The sequence below is a fragment of the Providencia sp. PROV208 genome (assembly GCF_028479465.1).
Lineage (GTDB): Bacteria > Pseudomonadota > Gammaproteobacteria > Enterobacterales > Enterobacteriaceae > Providencia > Providencia alcalifaciens.
In genome coordinates this window covers 78,381-94,859 of sequence record NZ_JAMPNS010000003.1, presented here as the reverse complement: position 1 = coordinate 94,859, position 16,479 = coordinate 78,381, and the positions used below count along the sequence as shown (strand labels likewise).

Here is a 16,479-nt window from a genome sequence, read left to right as displayed (position 1 = left end):
ATCGCTTTATGATGAAAAAAGTAACGACATTAATATTATCGACAATATTAATGTCTCCAGCTGTATTTGCAGGTACATCTGCAAATATAAAAGTATCTGGTGTTGTTAAAATGCCAACTTGTTTAATTAATGGTCATGAGCAATCAGATATTATTTTTGAATTAGTAAAAACATCACCAAGGTATTTAAGTCAAACGTCATATACTGTATTGCAGTCTCCAGTGAAAAAGAATGTCACTATTACGTGTGATGCAGAGACGTATTTAACATATCGAGCAACGGATACGTATCAAAGTACACCATGGCCTACTGCAAGCGGCGATAATTATTTTTTTATGGTGAATTCGGATCATACGGATAAATCAATTGGTGCTGTAGTATTTTCTGTTTCTGATGTCACTATTGATGCTAAAACTGCGTTTGTTGCAAAAGATGGTGTAACAGAAAATAATGGCATTATGACTAAAAAAATACTGAATGGCTTTGGTACGAAGAGCTCAACAATATTTGCTAATAAATTGACAGCTGGAAAAGTATTTTCCGCGGATTTTTTAACTAGTAGTGTTTATATTAGCTCAATCAACCAATTAACAGCGTCTGGTATTGATTTGACGTCCAATGTTGATTATCAAGCAGAGGCCGTGCTGGCTTTTAACTTTGGTATTTAATTAAGCTTTAATCTGAAGTGTTTTTTGGGGAATGTATGCGTTTATTTATTATGCCAGCAGCTAAAGCTACATTGTTATTTACATACTGTAGCCTGTTTTTTAGTGAAGCAGCTAATTCGCATAATTTTCAAAGTAGGAATATTTTTGAACAGATTGAATCTCCTCCTACGTGTGAAATTGTCATCCCTGATGGCGGGCAATATCAGTTTAATCAACTGCATGCCCGCCAGTTTGACCCAATTAAGATGACTGAAATTCCTGAGATTTCGAAAACATGGCAAGTTTCCTGCAATACGCCGACTCAGTTACTTATTCAGTTTTCTGATAATCGAAGTGATACGTCACAAATGGGAAATGAAAGTTACTTTGGGTTAGGGAAAGTGAATAACCAAGGGCGATTAGGTAACTATCAGCTCATCCTTAATCAGCCTAAAGTTGATGGGCAATCTGTTGGAATTGGAGTCGTTGAAGGTGTTGGAATGATTCAGCGAACTCAGGGGGAAGCCGTATTAAAAAGCAAACAATACGCATGGTTTACAAATGAAAACGTATTATCCAGTGGGAAAAACTTCTCCGTAAATATAGCGGTAAAACCCATTCTTAATAGCCTTAAAGAGACAAATGGTCCAATTATTGAGGCAATGGAATTAGATGGTAGTGCAGATATTATATTTTCATTTGGAATATAACTTTAATTTTTAATAATTTATATTGGAAATAAAAATAATAATGTATAAGAAAAACTATTTTTCTTATTGCCAACTATTTTTAATTTTTATCGTACTGCATGTAAATAATTCCGTTGCATCTGAAACTATAAAGAGTGAAGTACCATCGTCAATTAATTTTGATCTCGACTCTTTAAAATCACTAGGGTATGGAGCAGAAGTTGCAGAATTTTTTATGAAGGGTAATCAGTTTTTACCTGGGCAACATGATGTCACCATAAAATTAAATGGCAGTAATGAATATGCCGCAAATGTTGAAATCAATGAAAGTGGCGAACTATGCCTTACTGATGGATTGATGAGTAAACTGAGATTAAAAGAAATTAACCTAAAGGAAGGATGCAATACCTTTGGACAGATATACCCAGATGCAAAGATTGCATTACATCCTAATACATATCGTATCGATATGGTGGTTTCTGAAGATAATATTGATCAGAAACTACAAGGTAGTGAATTAACTTACGGTGGATTTGGTGTGGTGAGTAATTATCAATTATATGGGATGCATATTAATGGTAATTATAACCAGCGTTTTTACCAAGGCGAATTTGAAACAGGAATCAATTGGCAAAATTGGGTTTTGAGAAATAATAGCAGCATTTCTGTTGGCGATTCAGACTCACAATATCAGTTTAATGAAACTGTGTTATCAAAGAGCATCGAGTCTTTAAAATCGTTGTTAGATATTGGTCAGCTCAATACGCAAGGTGCATTTTTTGGTGGAACGTCGATTGATGGTGTTCAGATTTATTCGGATAGCTCTTTGCAAGCGACGAATGTTTTAGTTGTTCCTGTGACCGGATTTGCCAGCACACCCTCAACAGTTGAAGTACAGCAAAATGGTCGATTGCTCTATCGCACGATGATACCAGCAGGACCTTTTGAGCTAAACAGGATTAATAATGTGGTGATTGGCTCACCGTTAGATGTCACTGTGATACAAGACAATGGTGAGAAACAGCAGTTTCAAGTGGTGACAGCAAACCAACAAAATGCAGTTTCACCAATGAGTTATCAATTTTCACTTGGGCGATACCGTAGCCGAAATGATCAGCAAACGGATAAGCCAATTATTAGTAGTGCAGAGATAAGCCAACAATATGGTGTATCAAATTATGCCGCAGGAATTCTCTATTCAGAGCCATTCCAGGCAATCAGTGGGCGAGTGAATTCCTATTTCGATATCGTGACCCCTGTTTCTATAGGGATGGGGGTACAAAGTGCTCGAAATAATGAAAAACGTGGAGAGCAAATCGATTTCAATAGCAATATCGCATTTGAAAAAATGACATTAGGTGCATCCGTTTTATATCGAACGAATCAGTTTCCTATGTTAGATAGCTCATTATTAAAAAAGTCGCCAGCTCAGGATGAGCAACAAAAAACGAATAAATGGTTTAGCGGTGAAGTACAAACATCGTCCTCGTTATTTACAAGTTGGGGAGATGTTACTTGGGGACGTTTTAGCGCTAACGTTAGTCATAACCATTTTTATGGCAATAAATCCGATACGGTATTTTATTCCATTGGTTATGGCAGAAAAATTGCGGATGTATCTTTGAATGTGAATTATCAAACTGGCGATGACCAAGATAGCCGAATTTTTATTAATGCATCAATGCCGTTAGGTAAGAAAAAAAATATTAGTATGCAAAGCCAGCACTACCAAGATAAAAACATGGTCATGGCGAATTACAACCAGCAAGTTAGTGATAATTTGAGGTATTCAGTTGGGGCTGGTCGTAATGATAAAGTTAATGTCGTTAATGGAAGTATTAATAATACCAACGCGTATAGCAATATTTCGTTGAGTGGTTCCATGTCTCAGAATAATACGCGCTCCATTACCGTCTCTGCATCGGGTGGCTTGGCGTATTCCGATGGGTTATTTGCAACGTCCTCCGTCCCGTTAGGAGACACTTTTGGTATCGTTTATGTGCCTGATGAACCGGGGGTTAGAGTGAACACCATGGGAAGTGGAACAACGATAACGAATCATTTCGGGACAGCGGCTATTTCATCGCTGCCGAAAAACCAAAAATCGACAGTGCAATTAAATACAGAGAAATTGCCATTGAATGTGCGTTTAGATACCACTTCATTTGATGTGGCAGCTGCGAGAGGCTCCGTCATCACGAAGCGTATTAGTGCAACGACGATGAGGCAATTATTACTGAGTATTAAAATGGCAAATGGGGATGCCGTTCCTTTTGGTGCCAGTGTGCTAAATAAAAAAGGTGATTATATGGGCGTCATTATGGGAGAAGGGAATCTATTATTAAGTAATGAGCAAATTGGTGAGGATATTATTTTACGCTCACCCAACTCAGATGATTGCATTATTAAATATACCGTGCCGGAAATATTTTCCGCTGAATCACTTTATGAAGAGGCAGATGCTATCTGCCATTAATCTTACTATTATTGAATACAAGTTTGAGGTTTAAATGAAAAAGTTAATTTATACAACAATTTTAGGCTTAATTGGTTTAATTAGCGTATCTGCTAAAGCAAGTTTCCAATTAGAAACTATGACCGTTATTTTAGATGCTGGTGAAGAGCGCAAAGTATTTAGTGTAAAAAATACATCGAAAGAGCCTATTTTATTATCAACGAAAGTTTCTGATCTGGATGGTTCGAAGCCTATGGCAAAAGACGTAATGGTATCACCGCCAATTGTTCGTATTGAGCCAAATGAAAGCCAGCAAATCAACTTTGTTTTAAAGAAAGGGTTAGAGTTAAAGCAAGAGGAAATCTTACGTGTTTCTTTCCAAGGAGTGGGGGCGGTTAAACAAAACTCAGCAAAAATGCCGATTCGTCAAGATGTGGCAATGTTAATTACACCGACTAATGGTCTGCTAAGCCAAACACCATGGAAAAATATTACGGTTAACCAAAAAAATAATCAGCTGACGTTAACGAATACGGGTAACCAAGTTGTTCGTTTATCCCCGTCTGTAACTGTATTACCGAGCCATGAGGCTTACTCAATTGACCAGTTTTATTTAAGACCGAATGAAAGTAAAACCATTGATGTAAAAAGTCAGGCACAAGAATTAGTGATTTCACCGTTAAGCCGTTACGGATTTAAAAATTCAAATGACGATACAATCAAAGTCACTCATAACGAATAATGTTTTATCTATCAGATGGAACGAGAGTCAATAGGTTGGCTCTCTCGTTCCAATATAGGGAGATATCTAAAATATGAAAAATGCAGATGAAGACAGTAAACCGGAAAGTAATATTTACTCATTTATAATAGGCAAGGAACTTCGGTGTATTCGTAAAAGAAAAGGATTTTCGGGTGCAAAGATTGCTAAGCAATTAGGTATTTCTCAACAGCATTATTCACGGTATGAGTGTGGAAAATGCCGGATCTCGGTGGATACATTATTAAGTATTCTTTTTGTTTTAGATTTTGACTTCGGTGATTTTTTTAGTGAGTTAAGATTTCAATTGAAAAATCATCAAGATGAACTTCCAGATGTGAAATTAAATGATACCCATAAGGATATCAAAAATTATTTCGAAAAAATAAGTTAAGTTTGTGACAGCCTATTGTTATATGCCACGTAGAAATTCCTATTGTTTAATTGCTTAGCAAAGTTCTCTTTTTCTCTATTAATTTGATTTATTAATCCGCCAATTAGGCGGATTTTTTTAATGGTTAGCAAGGGATAATAAAAATGTTGAAGATATTTAAATAAGATTACTGAATGGTCGTAATATACTCTGCGTTCCAAACATATTCTCCAGCGTTATCTGGGCACAGCCCTTTCAAACGGGTCTCAATTTGTTTCTCTTTTAGCCCTGCTGGCATTTGAATAACTTGGGGTTGTTTATTGAGAATACTTTGATTATCGAGAGTAATATCAAAACTATCAGGTAAATCATTAGATTTTACGGTTAACTCCATTCTTTTATCTTGCCCTATATACCCCACAAAACCTACCGTCAAAGGAATAACGGTTTCTAGTTCTTGATTGGGGAAACAAGACTTTAAATCAACAATTGCAGGTGCGCTGATATGGGGATATGCCTCACTAGATGCCATTAGATTTACAATCGTATAAGATACTTCACGAGGTCGAAATTTAATTTCAGTAATCATATTACTTACAGCAGTGCAGTATAGTGTCCATTTGTCACCGTTAAATCCCGTGAGACTTCTAAAGTTTGTATATGTATTTACAGTGTTATTACCACTATAAAATGTCATTGGGGTGTAACTAGCATACACACCCAGTTTTCCGTCGTTAAATGTTATCTCAGCGGTATTAATGCCATCATTAGAAGCATTTTTCATATCATCAAAACTTCCCCAACATGACGATCGTAATGAGCCTGATGTGTTATTGTCATTTATATAGTCGACAGTAAATCTGAATAGCGTTTTATTAGCTTGAGATGATATTTCCTCTATAGACACATTTTGAGTTTCTTTTAGAATAAATATTGTTTCTGCATAAATAGATAGCGGAAATAATGAAACGATAAAAATAAATAACTGGCGCAATGTCTTGACCTTACTGGTTAATCCGTAATTTACATCGGCTCGATAGTGATGGTAATCTGCCCATTGACTTCACCAACCGGAGTGCTTGTGGTAGAAGCCACCTGTGGGATGACGGTTATCGGTGTTATATTTCCATCTTTGGTAATATCCCAATTCAAGGTCGCTGTAGTCGACGATAAATTAATATCTTTATCATTAGATTTTAAGCAGTAGCGCATAAAATCGGCATTAGTTTTAATGCAGGATGCATCGGATTCTGTGACTTGGAATGTGTATTTATATTTATCGGTTCCAGAACATGTAGCAGTCAAATTAAAGGTTTTCGCGTAGTCTGTTAGGTTATCCCCAACGCGTTTTCCATTAAATGCAGAGCTCGGAATATTATCTAAAGAAACAGTTTCAGGCGCATCCAGTGTACAACCTGCCAAAACAGTGGTTTTTATTTGAACGATTGCATTGGCACTTTCTGCAATGGCTAAGTTGATATTGGTACCTCCGACAACGCTAGCGACCAAAATTAAGTTAAAGAATTTGTGGGTTATAAAGTTCATATTAAGCCTTTTATTTAAGTTAATGTTTAAAATAGTTTTGTTATTGCCAAGATTACTGGCAATTAACTTCGAATCGAATTAATGATTGCTGATCTGTATTTTGAGGTAGTGAATAGGTGGCTCGGCACTGATTTTCATCATCATGTCCCCACTTAGCGATGAGTTCGCCTGAAGGTTCTAGCCCAGACAAATAAACCTGACCATCATCATTCACAATGGATGTTTGATGCCCAATTGAAATTAAGGTACCGAAAGGCAGATTTTTGCCATTTTTTACAATGCGAACCAGTGCTCGAGCACCTTGACGAGTGACAAAATTTGCTTTGACGATAGCGCCGCGAGTGGGCACCGTTGTCAGAACGCTGTTTTCAATTTCCGTTTGTTCATCTAACTCGCTACTGTCTAATGCAACGCGGTTTAAACGATATGGGGTTGCGTAAGGTTTGATGGTGTAACCGAACCAATCCGTCTTAACGCCACTCGTGTGCTCAACGGGGATATCACTGGCTCCCGGTGCCGAAATCAGAATATTGGTCTCACCAAGAGGCTGGCTAAAAATGACACCGTCAGAATGTAAAGTCACTGCACCCGAAAGACCCGTTGAGATCTTGCGGTAATCCTTGCCGTAGCTATAACCCACTTGTGTATTTCCATAGCCACCTTGATACGCTAAGTTGAGGTTTCCGTCATTTCCATTACTTGAGGAATAACCTTGAGCTACGTTCCAATTCAGGTTTTGTTGTGGCAGGAAACTTCCGCTTAGGCTAGTTTGCTGGATTAACTCTCCTTGGTTATCATGGTTAGCACTATAAGAGGCATACATCGGCGGCGCTCCTTGAGGCAACCATTTTTGCAACGGAATGGAGACCGTTAAGAAAATATTCCTATCTGTCGTTTTGACATCGTACTGATCAATGTTTTTATTTAGCCCATATGAGAGCGTGTAATTGATATCGCCAATTTGGCTACTTAGTCCTGATTGTATGGAAACAGAGCTGCCATTTTGTTCCCAAAAACTTTGGCGGACTCCTGTTAAATAAATAGAACCAATGCCTGTTATTTTTTGTGAGATATTGGTTTGTATTCTTTCTCGCTTGTTATTGTAAAGATTAAAGTAATAAGTATTGTTGGTTTTAAGTTCCCCATCGGAATCAACACTTTCATTCTGGGACAACCAACCGGACATTCGATTCAGTGACGTTTCTTGTAAAGTGTAATAACCCCGAGTTGAATATCGATATCCGGTTAATTGAATATTCGTACCCGTTTCAGGGAATGCGCGTGCGTAGAGAAATCGCAATGATTGCCCTTGATAGCGGCTCCCATCGGTTAATTGGCTATTTGCATGGGTAATATCAGCTGAAAATGCCCCCCATGCCCCTAAGTTAAAGCCTGTACCAATTGCACCGGACAGGTAGTTTTGGGCATACTGAATGCCACCATAAAGTGTGGTGAATGAAGATGCTCCCCAGATAAGCGTAGTTTCGCCAAATTGGGTTGTATCATAATGGCTGTTATCAGAGCGAAATTCACCGGCGGTTAGGCTATAGCTCATTCGACCTTCTCGTAATAGCACCGGAACAGAGGCATAGGGCACGATAAAGGATTGAATATCACCGTTAGCTTCAAGAATACTGACTTGCAAATCACCGCTTGAGTTCAAGGAATTTAAGTCAGTAATGGCAAATTCACCCGGCGCGACATTAGCTTGGTAAATTAAATAATTATTTTGACGAATCTCAAGGGTGGCATTACTGTTTGCAACACCTCGAATAATAGGCGAAAATCCTTGTTGGCTTGCTGGATACATGCTTTCGTCAGTTCTTAATTGCACACCGCGAAACGTCAGTGAATCGAAGACTGTGTTATTGGTCGTGCTATCCCCTAAAACTAATCGACTACGCCAAGGAATGATCCCGCGTTCGACATAGCTGTTTAGATATTGCCAGTGGCTTTCTTGGTTATGCTTGCTTGTATAGCGAGTCCATGTGCGGTTGTCTCGATACCGCCAACTACCTATATTGATGCCATTTCTTAGGTTTAAGTAAATGTTTTTACTGAAATCATGCTTATATTGGTTATCTGTAATACCTAATGTATAGCTGGTAAATAATGCATTAATTCCGTCATCCCATTGGTTTGTTGAAATTTCATCTTTGGCTACATTACTTAACGCTATCTGTGGAATACTGATATTTAATTTCATTTTAGGGAAATCAAATTCGGTATGCGCATTAGGGATCAGTTGGACGATATTAATGCACTGATCACTCTCTGATTGAGTGAATGCAGATGTTTCCGTGTTCACTCCCAGTTCAGTAAGATCTTGTTTGGTTAACAGCGGCATCAACCCCGTAGGGTCTGTTGTTGTAGATACATGTGTATGTTGCTCTTGGCAGTGCTGTTCTTTAACAAAAGCCATGTTTCTTCTGTATTTAAGATTACCATTTAAATAAACATCAACGTCATAGGTTCCTGGCAATTGTGAACCTTGGTTTTCAAATGTGCTTAAGTCTGCAATATGCTCTGCATCAATAGAAATTAAAGAGGAGGGAAAATAGTAATCTTTCCCGTCTTGGGCATAGGTATTTGGTACGACAAAAAGGCAAATAAATAAGTATGAGGACATCAAATGGTTATTTATGCTTTTTTTGTATTTTTTGAGTGAGACGAACATAGAAAACCTTATTTCCATTTGAAATAAAACACATTGATTTTTAATTGAAAATGGCAGGCTTTGGCGGTGTGACGCCACCAAAATCATTGATTGAACTAAATGTCAGTTTATTGATATTAAATCCATCTGGAGAGTTAACTTGAATATCACTAAATGGCGCAATCATGACGGTTGGCAACTCTTTTTTGTCTGACTTAAGATCCGTTAATGTCATGTAATAAGGTGATGGATTGGATATTTTAATCTTTTGATTATCTACCTTGCTAAATCGAATAAGACTTATTGCTTCTTTAGGTGTGATCTTTAATCCTTTTGGTCGAACAAAAAGTTTAATGCGAGTCACTGCCGCAAGAATTAATGCATTTTTATCAGACAGTTCATTTCTATCAATAGATGGAATAGCTTTGACATTGAAATAAAATAGAGATTCTTTATCTATAGGTAATTTTTCACCTGCATAAACTAAGCGTATGGTATTTTCATTTTTGGGTGCGCTAGTGAATAGTGGTGGCGTAGAAATAAAATCATTTATTTTATTTCCTTTTGCATCTTCTATCCATGTTTGAACTAAAAATGCTGATTTATCTGAGGTATTCCGAATACCTGTAGTAATTTGTTTACTTTCTTGCGGATAAATAATTCGGGTGCTATCAAGTGTTATTCCACCAGCAAAACACAGCGAAGAAAAACCAAAATAGCATAGCGAAACTAGCCATTTATAAAAATGGCTAGTTTTAGGTAATGAAAACATAAGAACTCCGAAAATAAATAATGCGCACCCGCTATGACACGGGTGCTAAGACAGAAGTATTACTGGTAAGTAATAGTGAAATCGGCAGATGCGTTAGCAGAACCCGCAGTGACTTCATCCGCTAATGCGATGTACTGTGCTTGGAAACGTAATGTACTATCACCTTCATTCAGCTTAACTACATCCGTCGCTTTTAAACCATCAACATTCACTAATTTACTGTTTTGTAAAATTTGAATACCTACGCCAGTCGCTGTTATTTGCCCACCTTGAGAAGCGACAGGAGCAAGAATTTTTTCTTCGTCAGGAACAGTAATACCTGCGAAAGTCAGAGAGGCATTTTTGAATGTTTCGGTTGCACAACCCGTTAATTTAATATCAAAACCAACAGGAGAAGAAACTGAAGATTTACCGGTGAAGGCATCTTGACGGTATTGACCTAAATTAACAGTTTGTGAGGCATCGTCATTATCAATAACACAAGGAGTATTCACAATGGCACCTGCAAAATTCACAATGCCACCACCTACAGTAACTGGAGTTAAAGTAGGCTCTTGCTCTTCTGGAGGGGTATTTGCAAATGCAGTGTGAGATAAAGCTAAAGAAATAGGTAATGCGATAGCGATTAACTTGAGTTTCATTATATAACTTTCCATTATAAAAATTTAAAAAGGGTTTAATTACTTGCTTGGTACTTGCATTTAAAATGGCGCATGCACTCCGAAAAATACATTTATATATTTTTGAGATTGCCTACATTAATTACACCGTCAGTTTCTAACTCTTCGATAAGTAAATCGAAAAGTCTATTTTGCTCTGGCTTTATTATTTTTTGACTGAATTCATCAAAAGGGATATTCAGAGCATTCAGTAGTATTAAAATATTTTGAATGCTTAAAGTGGATACTCCTCTTTCATATCTTGATACTTGTTGCTGACTTACCGATATTAAAGATGCTAATTCCTTTTCAGATAATCCTTTGCTTACCCTTGCATTTCTAATAAAATTTCCTATTTTTTTATTTAGTTTCATTATATTGATGGTTAGTAATTACCTAGATTGGTTAGATAAGATTTATATAATTGGATGATTTCAAAGCGAGGCGAATTGTAAATAGGTTAAATAATGATGTAAATACTCAAAATATGATGAAATATAATGTTACATTCTATTGAAATAAAACATTGATAATATCGCCTTTAAAATTACTCTTTTTTTGAGTATATTTAGTAATGAAATAAAAGAATGATTGAGTAATGACATAGATTAATAAATGAAATCTATTTAATGATCGATAGATGAAATAAAATGATACAATATAAAATATTTTCTTTCACTTTATGCTTTTTGTTACTCATTAGGGGTGTTTTTTGAGGTGAGAAAATTAAAGGGAATGACGTTATTATAAAAAAATGAATTTGTTAAATACTAATAGATACAATTCATTAGCTATGAATTTTCAATTGTAAGTGAATATTTATAGATTTCTTAATGAAAATAAAATCCTCACTAATTACAAAATACAGAGTGAGGATTTTTCTGGTAAATAATACTTAACAATGAACATGATGCATTAATTGTTGTTGAGCTTTAGCTATTCCCGCTTCATACCCTTCGGGTTTCATATCCAAACCCTCAGCATAGATAAACTGAACATCTGTAATGCCCATTAAACCTAAAACGGATTTCAAATAAGGTGTAATTGCATCGGTTTCTTGCCCATAGTGAATGCCTCCCCGAGCACTAAATACCAGTGCTTTAACATTTTCCACTAAGCCCAGCGGATAGGTTGCTGTATAGCGGAATGTTTCTCTTGCTCTGACGACTAAATCAAACCAATTTTTTAATTCAGTCGGTACGTTGAGGTTATACATTGGTGCACCGAGGATCAGTAAATCACTCTCTTTTAATTCCGCAATTAACTGGTCTGAAAGTTCGGCAGTATTTTTTAAATCATGATTGTTAATCTCTGCACCTCTTAACGCAGCAAAACGCGCTTGATTCAGTACTGGTAAGGGTTTTTCTGCCACATCATGCTCGATAATGCAATCTTGATATCCTTGGGCTTTACGTTCATCCAGATACTGTTGAATTAAGGTATTTGTTTGAGATGCTGCACCATTAATACTGGATTTTATAACTAAGATTTTCATGGGGTTCTTCCTTATCAATTTAAGATGTAGCAAGTATATCTGGCTTGATAAGTGGACAATGAGTGATATTCTTTCCTTATATTGTTTCCATTTGAGCACCAATATGAACAAATTAGATTTGAACTGTTTACCTATCTTCATTGCTGTGGTTGAAGCCGGAAATTTTTCAGCGGCAGCAGAGCGCCTACATTTAACGCGATCAGCCGTTAGTAAAAGTATTTCACGATTAGAAGGCAGTTTAGGTATTGCACTGTTTCAGCGAACGACTCGTCAACAAACCTTAACCAATGATGGCATGGTGTTGTATGAGTATGCGAGCAAGGCTTTGAATGCACTTCAAGAAGCCTCAAACTATTTAGAAAGCGGTAAGCGTAATGTTGAGGGGAAAGTGTGTATTACTGCACCTCGATTATTGGGTAATTTATATGTTGTTCCGTTGCTGGTTGAACTGATGAAGTTATATCCAAAACTCGAAATTGAAACGGTATTGAATGACCGTAACGTGGATTTACAGCAAGAGGGTGTTCATGTTGCAGTTCGAGTGGGTAAACTCGCCGATTCAAACCAGTTGATTGCCCATGAAATTGGTTACCATAAAATGATTTTTTGTGCGTCGCCGAGCTATTTAGCGGAACATGGTATTCCCCAGCAACTTTCTGAATTAGATAAGCACCAGCTGATCGCGTATACACAGGCCGGAAAAATTTTGCCATGGCATGTTTTTGATCAGAACCAGCAAGCGCATCGTTATTTACCTATAAGCAAATTAGTGATGGATGATATGCAAACCATTATGTTTGCAGCATTAAATGGTGCTGGGATTGCGTATTTACCTCAATGGTTAGTCAAAGAAAATATCAAGACAGGTCATCTAATTGAGATTTTATCCATATATCAAAGTGCTCGTTATCCTATCTCAGTCGTATGGGTAGCAACCTCTTTTTTACCGTTAAAAACGAGGGTGGTTATTGATGCGATTCGTGAAAAATTACCCCTGAATTTGACATCAGAATAGACGATTATAAACAGTGAGTCTTCTCACAGAGTGAGGGTTTTTATTGAACATGTCTTGCATGTGGTGAAATTTTAATTCTATATTCGTTATAAGTTATGAAATTTAATTTCTTAAAAAATCATAACGATTTCGTTATAAAAACACCATTGATGTTATTCGCACATTATAAAACCGATAAAGTGAGGCAAGGCATGAAATTAACGACCCTATTTGCAGCAACAACTCTGTTAGTGACCGCCAGTGTGGCAGCGAAAGAGTATCCCATCCATCATACTGCACAGATTAAATCCTTAGATGATGCCCAAAAAGCCGCAGTCTGGGAGCAAGCTGAAGTGCTCACTGATTTTGTCTACCCGTGGGAAAATGAGGCACCACCTAAAACCGATTTTCGTGCATTGTGGAGCGACAATGCGCTGTATTTCCGTTTTATCGCGGACGATAAAGATATTCAGCTAGGTCAAAATACTGATAAAGATCAGGCGGTATTAGATTCTGATCGTGTGGAATTATTCTTTGCGACGAGCCCTGAATTAAAACCTTACTACACCGCAGAAATGGACCCATCAGGGCGTACCTTTGATGCGAAAGCGAATTTTTATCGTGAAGTCGATCCTAGCTGGAATTGGCAAACTTTAAAAACGGTTGGGCAAATCACGCCAGAGGGGTATGTGCTAACGGGAAAAATTGACCTTGATGAATTGACGCAACTGAATCTTTGGCAAGACAGCGATAAGAAAACCTTGATGTGTGCCATTTTACGCGGAGAATTTAGTGCCGGTGAGCCGAAACAAGTACGTAAATGGATCAGCTGGATCAAACCAGACTCTGTGAAACCTGATTTCCATATTCCTTCAGCCTTCGGGAGCTGTAAACTCGTCAAATAGCCTTCATCCGGTGGTAGCCTTAAGCGGTTTATAAAGTTGCCACCGATTTTTCAATTTCTTTTATACCATTGTTGTGAGTTCAATCACGTAAATCATCCTAAGTGAATAACTTGTTATGATTAGAATTGAAATTAATATTCATAAATAGTATTTTTCTATGAAATATAGTTTCAATTGAGGTGATGTGATGTCAGTAACCGAAAATACGCTTAGCGATTGTTTGAACAATGAACTTAATCAGGACACATTGCAGTTTTCTCGTTTAGATACCTTATCCATGCTCACCGTGATCAATCAGGCGGATAGCACCGTCGCGACAGCATTACATTCCGTGTTACCTGAATTGGCGAATGTGGTTGATGTGATTGCTGAACGTTTAAAACAAGGTGGGCGGATCTTTTATGTCGGAGCTGGCACCAGCGGGCGATTAGCGGTATTGGATAGCGCGGAGTGTCCTCCAACATTTGGTACCTCGCCTGAGATGGTGCAATCAATCATTGCGGGTGGGCATTCCGCGATGTTAAAAGCAGTTGAAAATATTGAAGATTCAACGGAAGCATCTGTACAGGAATTGCAAGAACGCGGTGCTACGGAAAAAGATGTGATTATCGGTATTGCAGCAAGTGGGCGGACTCCATTTACCTTAGCCGCGATTGAATATGGTAATCAAATTGGCGCATTGACGGTGGGGATCACGACACGTGGACACGGCTCATTGAGTGATTTAGCGCAATATGCCATTGCACCGGATGTCGGTGCTGAGGTGCTTTCTGGCTCTACGCGAATGAAAAGTGGTACGGCACAAAAAATGATTTTAGGCATGTTAAGCACTTGCGTTATGGGGCGCTTAGGGCGAATTCATACCAACTTAATGGTCGATGTAATGGCGAGTAATATCAAACTATTGCGTCGGGCTGAACGAATTGTTGGGGAAGTTTGCGGGATTGATGTAGATACGGCGGCAAGGTTATTAAAGCAGGTGGATTATCACCCACGCCGCGCCATTTTAATGTATGAATTGAATATTACTGCACAGCAAGCGACAGAGATTGTTCAGCGCAACCCGAACACCAGTTTGGATTCGATGCTAAACAGTCATAGCGAATAGCATAAACATAAACAGAGTCATGACTCAGTCAACACCGGGGAAATACTATGGCTAATAAGATAGAACATCTGGAAGTGCTCGCCAGAGAAATAGAAAAATACGCGGGCGGGTTTGAAAACGTGGGTACGTTAACACATTGTATGACGCGTATCCGTTTGGTTTTAAAAGATAACAGTAAATTTGATGCCGATGCCCTCAAGCAAGTGGAAGGGGTGAAAGGCGTTGTGTTTAATGGTGAGCAGCAACAAGTGATTGTTGGTATGGGAACCGCTGCAAAAGTTTTCTCCGTCATGAATAAACGCATGCAAAATAGTGGCGTAGCGAGCGAGGAAAGCAGCGCTTTGACACCAGAGAAAAAATCTTTCTCCATTCGTCGTATGCTTAATACGCTAGCTGCCATTTTCGTACCCACTATTCCTGCATTGATTGGTTGCGGTTTGATTATGGGGCTGATTAACATTGTACGCTTAGTTGCTCCCGGTGTTGTGGAGCAGTTCCCTGAACTATTTAAGTTATTAAAGTTGATTGGTAGCGCAGTATTTACGTATTTATCCATCATGATTGGGGTAAATACAGCAAAAGAGCTAGGTGCATCGACATCGATTGGTGCTGTCATGGCGGGGCTTTTAGCCATGCCAGGCTTAGCGGATATCACTTTATTTGGTGAAAAGCTGCAACCTAACAGTGGTGGGATTTTTGCGGTACTGATGGTGGTGGTCTTCTCATCTAAATTTGAAGTGTGGTTTAGAAGTATCATCAAAGAGAGCCTTGATTTGATTGTGACGCCATTCGTGACTATTTTAGTCTCTGCGATGGTGGCATTGATTGTTTTTCAACCGGCGGGACATTACCTTAACCAAGTCCTAGCTCAAGGGGTTTCTGTTGCATTGCTCAATAGCGGTGGCGGGGCAGTGGCAACTGGCGGTATCTTAGGCGGAAGCTTCCTGTTCTTATTATTAACCGGTCTACACCAAGGCTTGATCCCAATCCATGCGGAAATTTTGCAAACATTTGGCTTGAATTACTTATTCCCAATCTTAGCGATGGGCGGTATGGGGCAAGTTGGCTCGTGTTTCTGGGTGTTATTAAAAACCAAAAATCAGCGCTTAAAGAAAACCTTAGTGGGGGCTCTACCTGTCGGGATCTTTGGTGTCGGTGAACCATTATTATTTGGTGTTTCATTACCATTGGGCAAACCGTTTATTGCTGGGTGTATCGGGGGGGCTGCGGGCGGTGCACTGATGGCATTCTTCCATGTCGGAATTATCATCCCATTTGGGACTGCTGGATTGTCGTTAATTCCGCTGGTGGGTGATGGGCAAATTCTCGATTTTCTGATTGCTGTTGCAGGCGCATGGATTGTCGGTTTCATTGCCAGTATGATAATAGGCTTCAACGATCCAGAAAAATAATAAGAAGGT

General features: G+C 38.3%; 16 protein-coding genes. 9 read left to right on the top strand and 7 right to left on the bottom strand.

The window, feature by feature from the left end; translation table 11 throughout:
• Positions 1 to 8 precede the first annotated feature (8 nt).
• The 5 genes from PR766_RS02260 to PR766_RS02240 all read left to right on the top strand — a co-directional run bounded on the left by PR766_RS02260 (position 9) and on the right by PR766_RS02240 (position 4,945).
• Entirely contained in the window at positions 9 to 668 is a 660-nt protein-coding gene (locus PR766_RS02260; RefSeq protein ID WP_006657343.1) for a hypothetical protein, read from the top strand.
• A 35-nt stretch (positions 669 to 703) separates the two neighbouring features.
• Complete coding sequence (locus PR766_RS02255; protein WP_036962685.1) at positions 704 to 1,357, top strand: DUF1120 domain-containing protein; 654 nt, start codon at positions 704 to 706, stop codon at positions 1,355 to 1,357.
• 214 nt (positions 1,358 to 1,571) lie between these two features.
• Positions 1,572 to 3,812, top strand: coding sequence for a fimbria/pilus outer membrane usher protein (locus PR766_RS02250; protein ID WP_230086832.1), 2,241 nt, complete (start codon positions 1,572 to 1,574; stop codon positions 3,810 to 3,812).
• A 34-nt stretch (positions 3,813 to 3,846) separates the two neighbouring features.
• Positions 3,847 to 4,533 carry a fimbria/pilus chaperone family protein gene (locus PR766_RS02245; protein ID WP_036962681.1) on the top strand — a complete coding sequence of 229 codons (687 nt, stop codon included), beginning with the start codon at positions 3,847 to 3,849 and terminating at the stop codon, positions 4,531 to 4,533.
• Between the two features lie 73 nt (positions 4,534 to 4,606).
• Complete coding sequence (locus tag PR766_RS02240) at positions 4,607 to 4,945, top strand: helix-turn-helix domain-containing protein (protein WP_006657347.1); 339 nt, start codon at positions 4,607 to 4,609, stop codon at positions 4,943 to 4,945.
• A gap of 166 nt (positions 4,946 to 5,111) precedes the next feature.
• Here the strand turns inward: PR766_RS02240 and PR766_RS02235 are convergent, their stop codons facing one another.
• From PR766_RS02235 to PR766_RS02205, 7 genes are all read right to left on the bottom strand, one after another.
• The gene (locus PR766_RS02235) at positions 5,112 to 5,918 is read right to left on the bottom strand and encodes a hypothetical protein (protein ID WP_154636352.1); all 807 of its coding nucleotides are present in this window, start codon (positions 5,916 to 5,918) and stop codon (positions 5,112 to 5,114) included.
• A gap of 29 nt (positions 5,919 to 5,947) precedes the next feature.
• Positions 5,948 to 6,469: a hypothetical protein gene (locus PR766_RS02230; protein WP_036967208.1), complete on the bottom strand. Its 522-nt coding sequence runs from the start codon at positions 6,467 to 6,469 to the stop codon at positions 5,948 to 5,950.
• Positions 6,470 to 6,521: 52 nt separating this feature from the next.
• Positions 6,522 to 9,098 (bottom strand): fimbria/pilus outer membrane usher protein, encoded by a 2,577-nt coding sequence (locus PR766_RS02225; RefSeq protein WP_272518467.1) that lies wholly within the window; start codon positions 9,096 to 9,098, stop codon positions 6,522 to 6,524.
• Positions 9,099 to 9,186: 88 nt separating this feature from the next.
• Entirely contained in the window at positions 9,187 to 9,897 is a 711-nt protein-coding gene (locus PR766_RS02220) for a fimbria/pilus periplasmic chaperone (RefSeq protein WP_006662699.1), read from the bottom strand.
• A 59-nt stretch (positions 9,898 to 9,956) separates the two neighbouring features.
• Positions 9,957 to 10,538, bottom strand: a complete 582-nt coding sequence (locus tag PR766_RS02215) for a fimbrial protein (RefSeq protein WP_154606209.1) — start codon at positions 10,536 to 10,538, stop codon at positions 9,957 to 9,959.
• Between the two features lie 92 nt (positions 10,539 to 10,630).
• Positions 10,631 to 10,930, bottom strand: a complete 300-nt coding sequence (locus PR766_RS02210) for a helix-turn-helix domain-containing protein (RefSeq protein ID WP_036979927.1) — start codon at positions 10,928 to 10,930, stop codon at positions 10,631 to 10,633.
• 521 nt (positions 10,931 to 11,451) lie between these two features.
• On the bottom strand, positions 11,452 to 12,051 hold the full coding sequence (locus tag PR766_RS02205) for an FMN-dependent NADH-azoreductase (RefSeq protein WP_006662697.1): 600 nt from the start codon (positions 12,049 to 12,051) through the stop codon (positions 11,452 to 11,454).
• Positions 12,052 to 12,154: 103 nt separating this feature from the next.
• Between PR766_RS02205 and PR766_RS02200 the strand changes: the two genes are divergently transcribed.
• The 4 genes from PR766_RS02200 to PR766_RS02185 all read left to right on the top strand — a co-directional run bounded on the left by PR766_RS02200 (position 12,155) and on the right by PR766_RS02185 (position 16,470).
• Positions 12,155 to 13,066 (top strand): LysR family transcriptional regulator, encoded by a 912-nt coding sequence (locus tag PR766_RS02200; protein ID WP_006662696.1) that lies wholly within the window; start codon positions 12,155 to 12,157, stop codon positions 13,064 to 13,066.
• A 191-nt stretch (positions 13,067 to 13,257) separates the two neighbouring features.
• Positions 13,258 to 13,950 (top strand): carbohydrate-binding family 9-like protein, encoded by a 693-nt coding sequence (locus PR766_RS02195; RefSeq protein WP_230086834.1) that lies wholly within the window; start codon positions 13,258 to 13,260, stop codon positions 13,948 to 13,950.
• 187 nt (positions 13,951 to 14,137) lie between these two features.
• Positions 14,138 to 15,058 (top strand): N-acetylmuramic acid 6-phosphate etherase, encoded by a 921-nt coding sequence (gene murQ, locus PR766_RS02190; protein ID WP_036967196.1) that lies wholly within the window; start codon positions 14,138 to 14,140, stop codon positions 15,056 to 15,058.
• 47 nt (positions 15,059 to 15,105) lie between these two features.
• Entirely contained in the window at positions 15,106 to 16,470 is a 1,365-nt protein-coding gene (locus PR766_RS02185) for a PTS transporter subunit EIIC (RefSeq protein WP_006662693.1), read from the top strand.
• Positions 16,471 to 16,479: the final 9 nt, after the last annotated feature.

What these genes read in the sequence shown, in the direction of transcription:
- PR766_RS02260 (WP_006657343.1), top strand. Translation starts at nt 9, where the DNA reads ATGATGAAAAAAGTAACGACATTAATATTATCGACAATATTAATGTCT.
- PR766_RS02255 (WP_036962685.1), top strand. Translation starts at nt 704, where the DNA reads ATGCGTTTATTTATTATGCCAGCAGCTAAAGCTACATTGTTATTTACA.
- PR766_RS02250 (WP_230086832.1), top strand. Translation starts at nt 1,572, where the DNA reads ATGAAGGGTAATCAGTTTTTACCTGGGCAACATGATGTCACCATAAAA.
- PR766_RS02245 (WP_036962681.1), top strand. Translation starts at nt 3,847, where the DNA reads ATGAAAAAGTTAATTTATACAACAATTTTAGGCTTAATTGGTTTAATT.
- PR766_RS02240 (WP_006657347.1), top strand. Translation starts at nt 4,607, where the DNA reads ATGAAAAATGCAGATGAAGACAGTAAACCGGAAAGTAATATTTACTCA.
- PR766_RS02230 (WP_036967208.1), bottom strand. Translation starts at nt 6,469, where the DNA reads ATGAACTTTATAACCCACAAATTCTTTAACTTAATTTTGGTCGCTAGC.
- PR766_RS02225 (WP_272518467.1), bottom strand. Translation starts at nt 9,098, where the DNA reads ATGTCCTCATACTTATTTATTTGCCTTTTTGTCGTACCAAATACCTAT.
- PR766_RS02220 (WP_006662699.1), bottom strand. Translation starts at nt 9,897, where the DNA reads ATGTTTTCATTACCTAAAACTAGCCATTTTTATAAATGGCTAGTTTCG.
- PR766_RS02215 (WP_154606209.1), bottom strand. Translation starts at nt 10,538, where the DNA reads ATGAAACTCAAGTTAATCGCTATCGCATTACCTATTTCTTTAGCTTTA.
- PR766_RS02210 (WP_036979927.1), bottom strand. Translation starts at nt 10,930, where the DNA reads ATGAAACTAAATAAAAAAATAGGAAATTTTATTAGAAATGCAAGGGTA.
- PR766_RS02205 (WP_006662697.1), bottom strand. Translation starts at nt 12,051, where the DNA reads ATGAAAATCTTAGTTATAAAATCCAGTATTAATGGTGCAGCATCTCAA.
- PR766_RS02200 (WP_006662696.1), top strand. Translation starts at nt 12,155, where the DNA reads ATGAACAAATTAGATTTGAACTGTTTACCTATCTTCATTGCTGTGGTT.
- PR766_RS02195 (WP_230086834.1), top strand. Translation starts at nt 13,258, where the DNA reads ATGAAATTAACGACCCTATTTGCAGCAACAACTCTGTTAGTGACCGCC.
- murQ (WP_036967196.1), top strand. Translation starts at nt 14,138, where the DNA reads ATGTCAGTAACCGAAAATACGCTTAGCGATTGTTTGAACAATGAACTT.
- PR766_RS02185 (WP_006662693.1), top strand. Translation starts at nt 15,106, where the DNA reads ATGGCTAATAAGATAGAACATCTGGAAGTGCTCGCCAGAGAAATAGAA.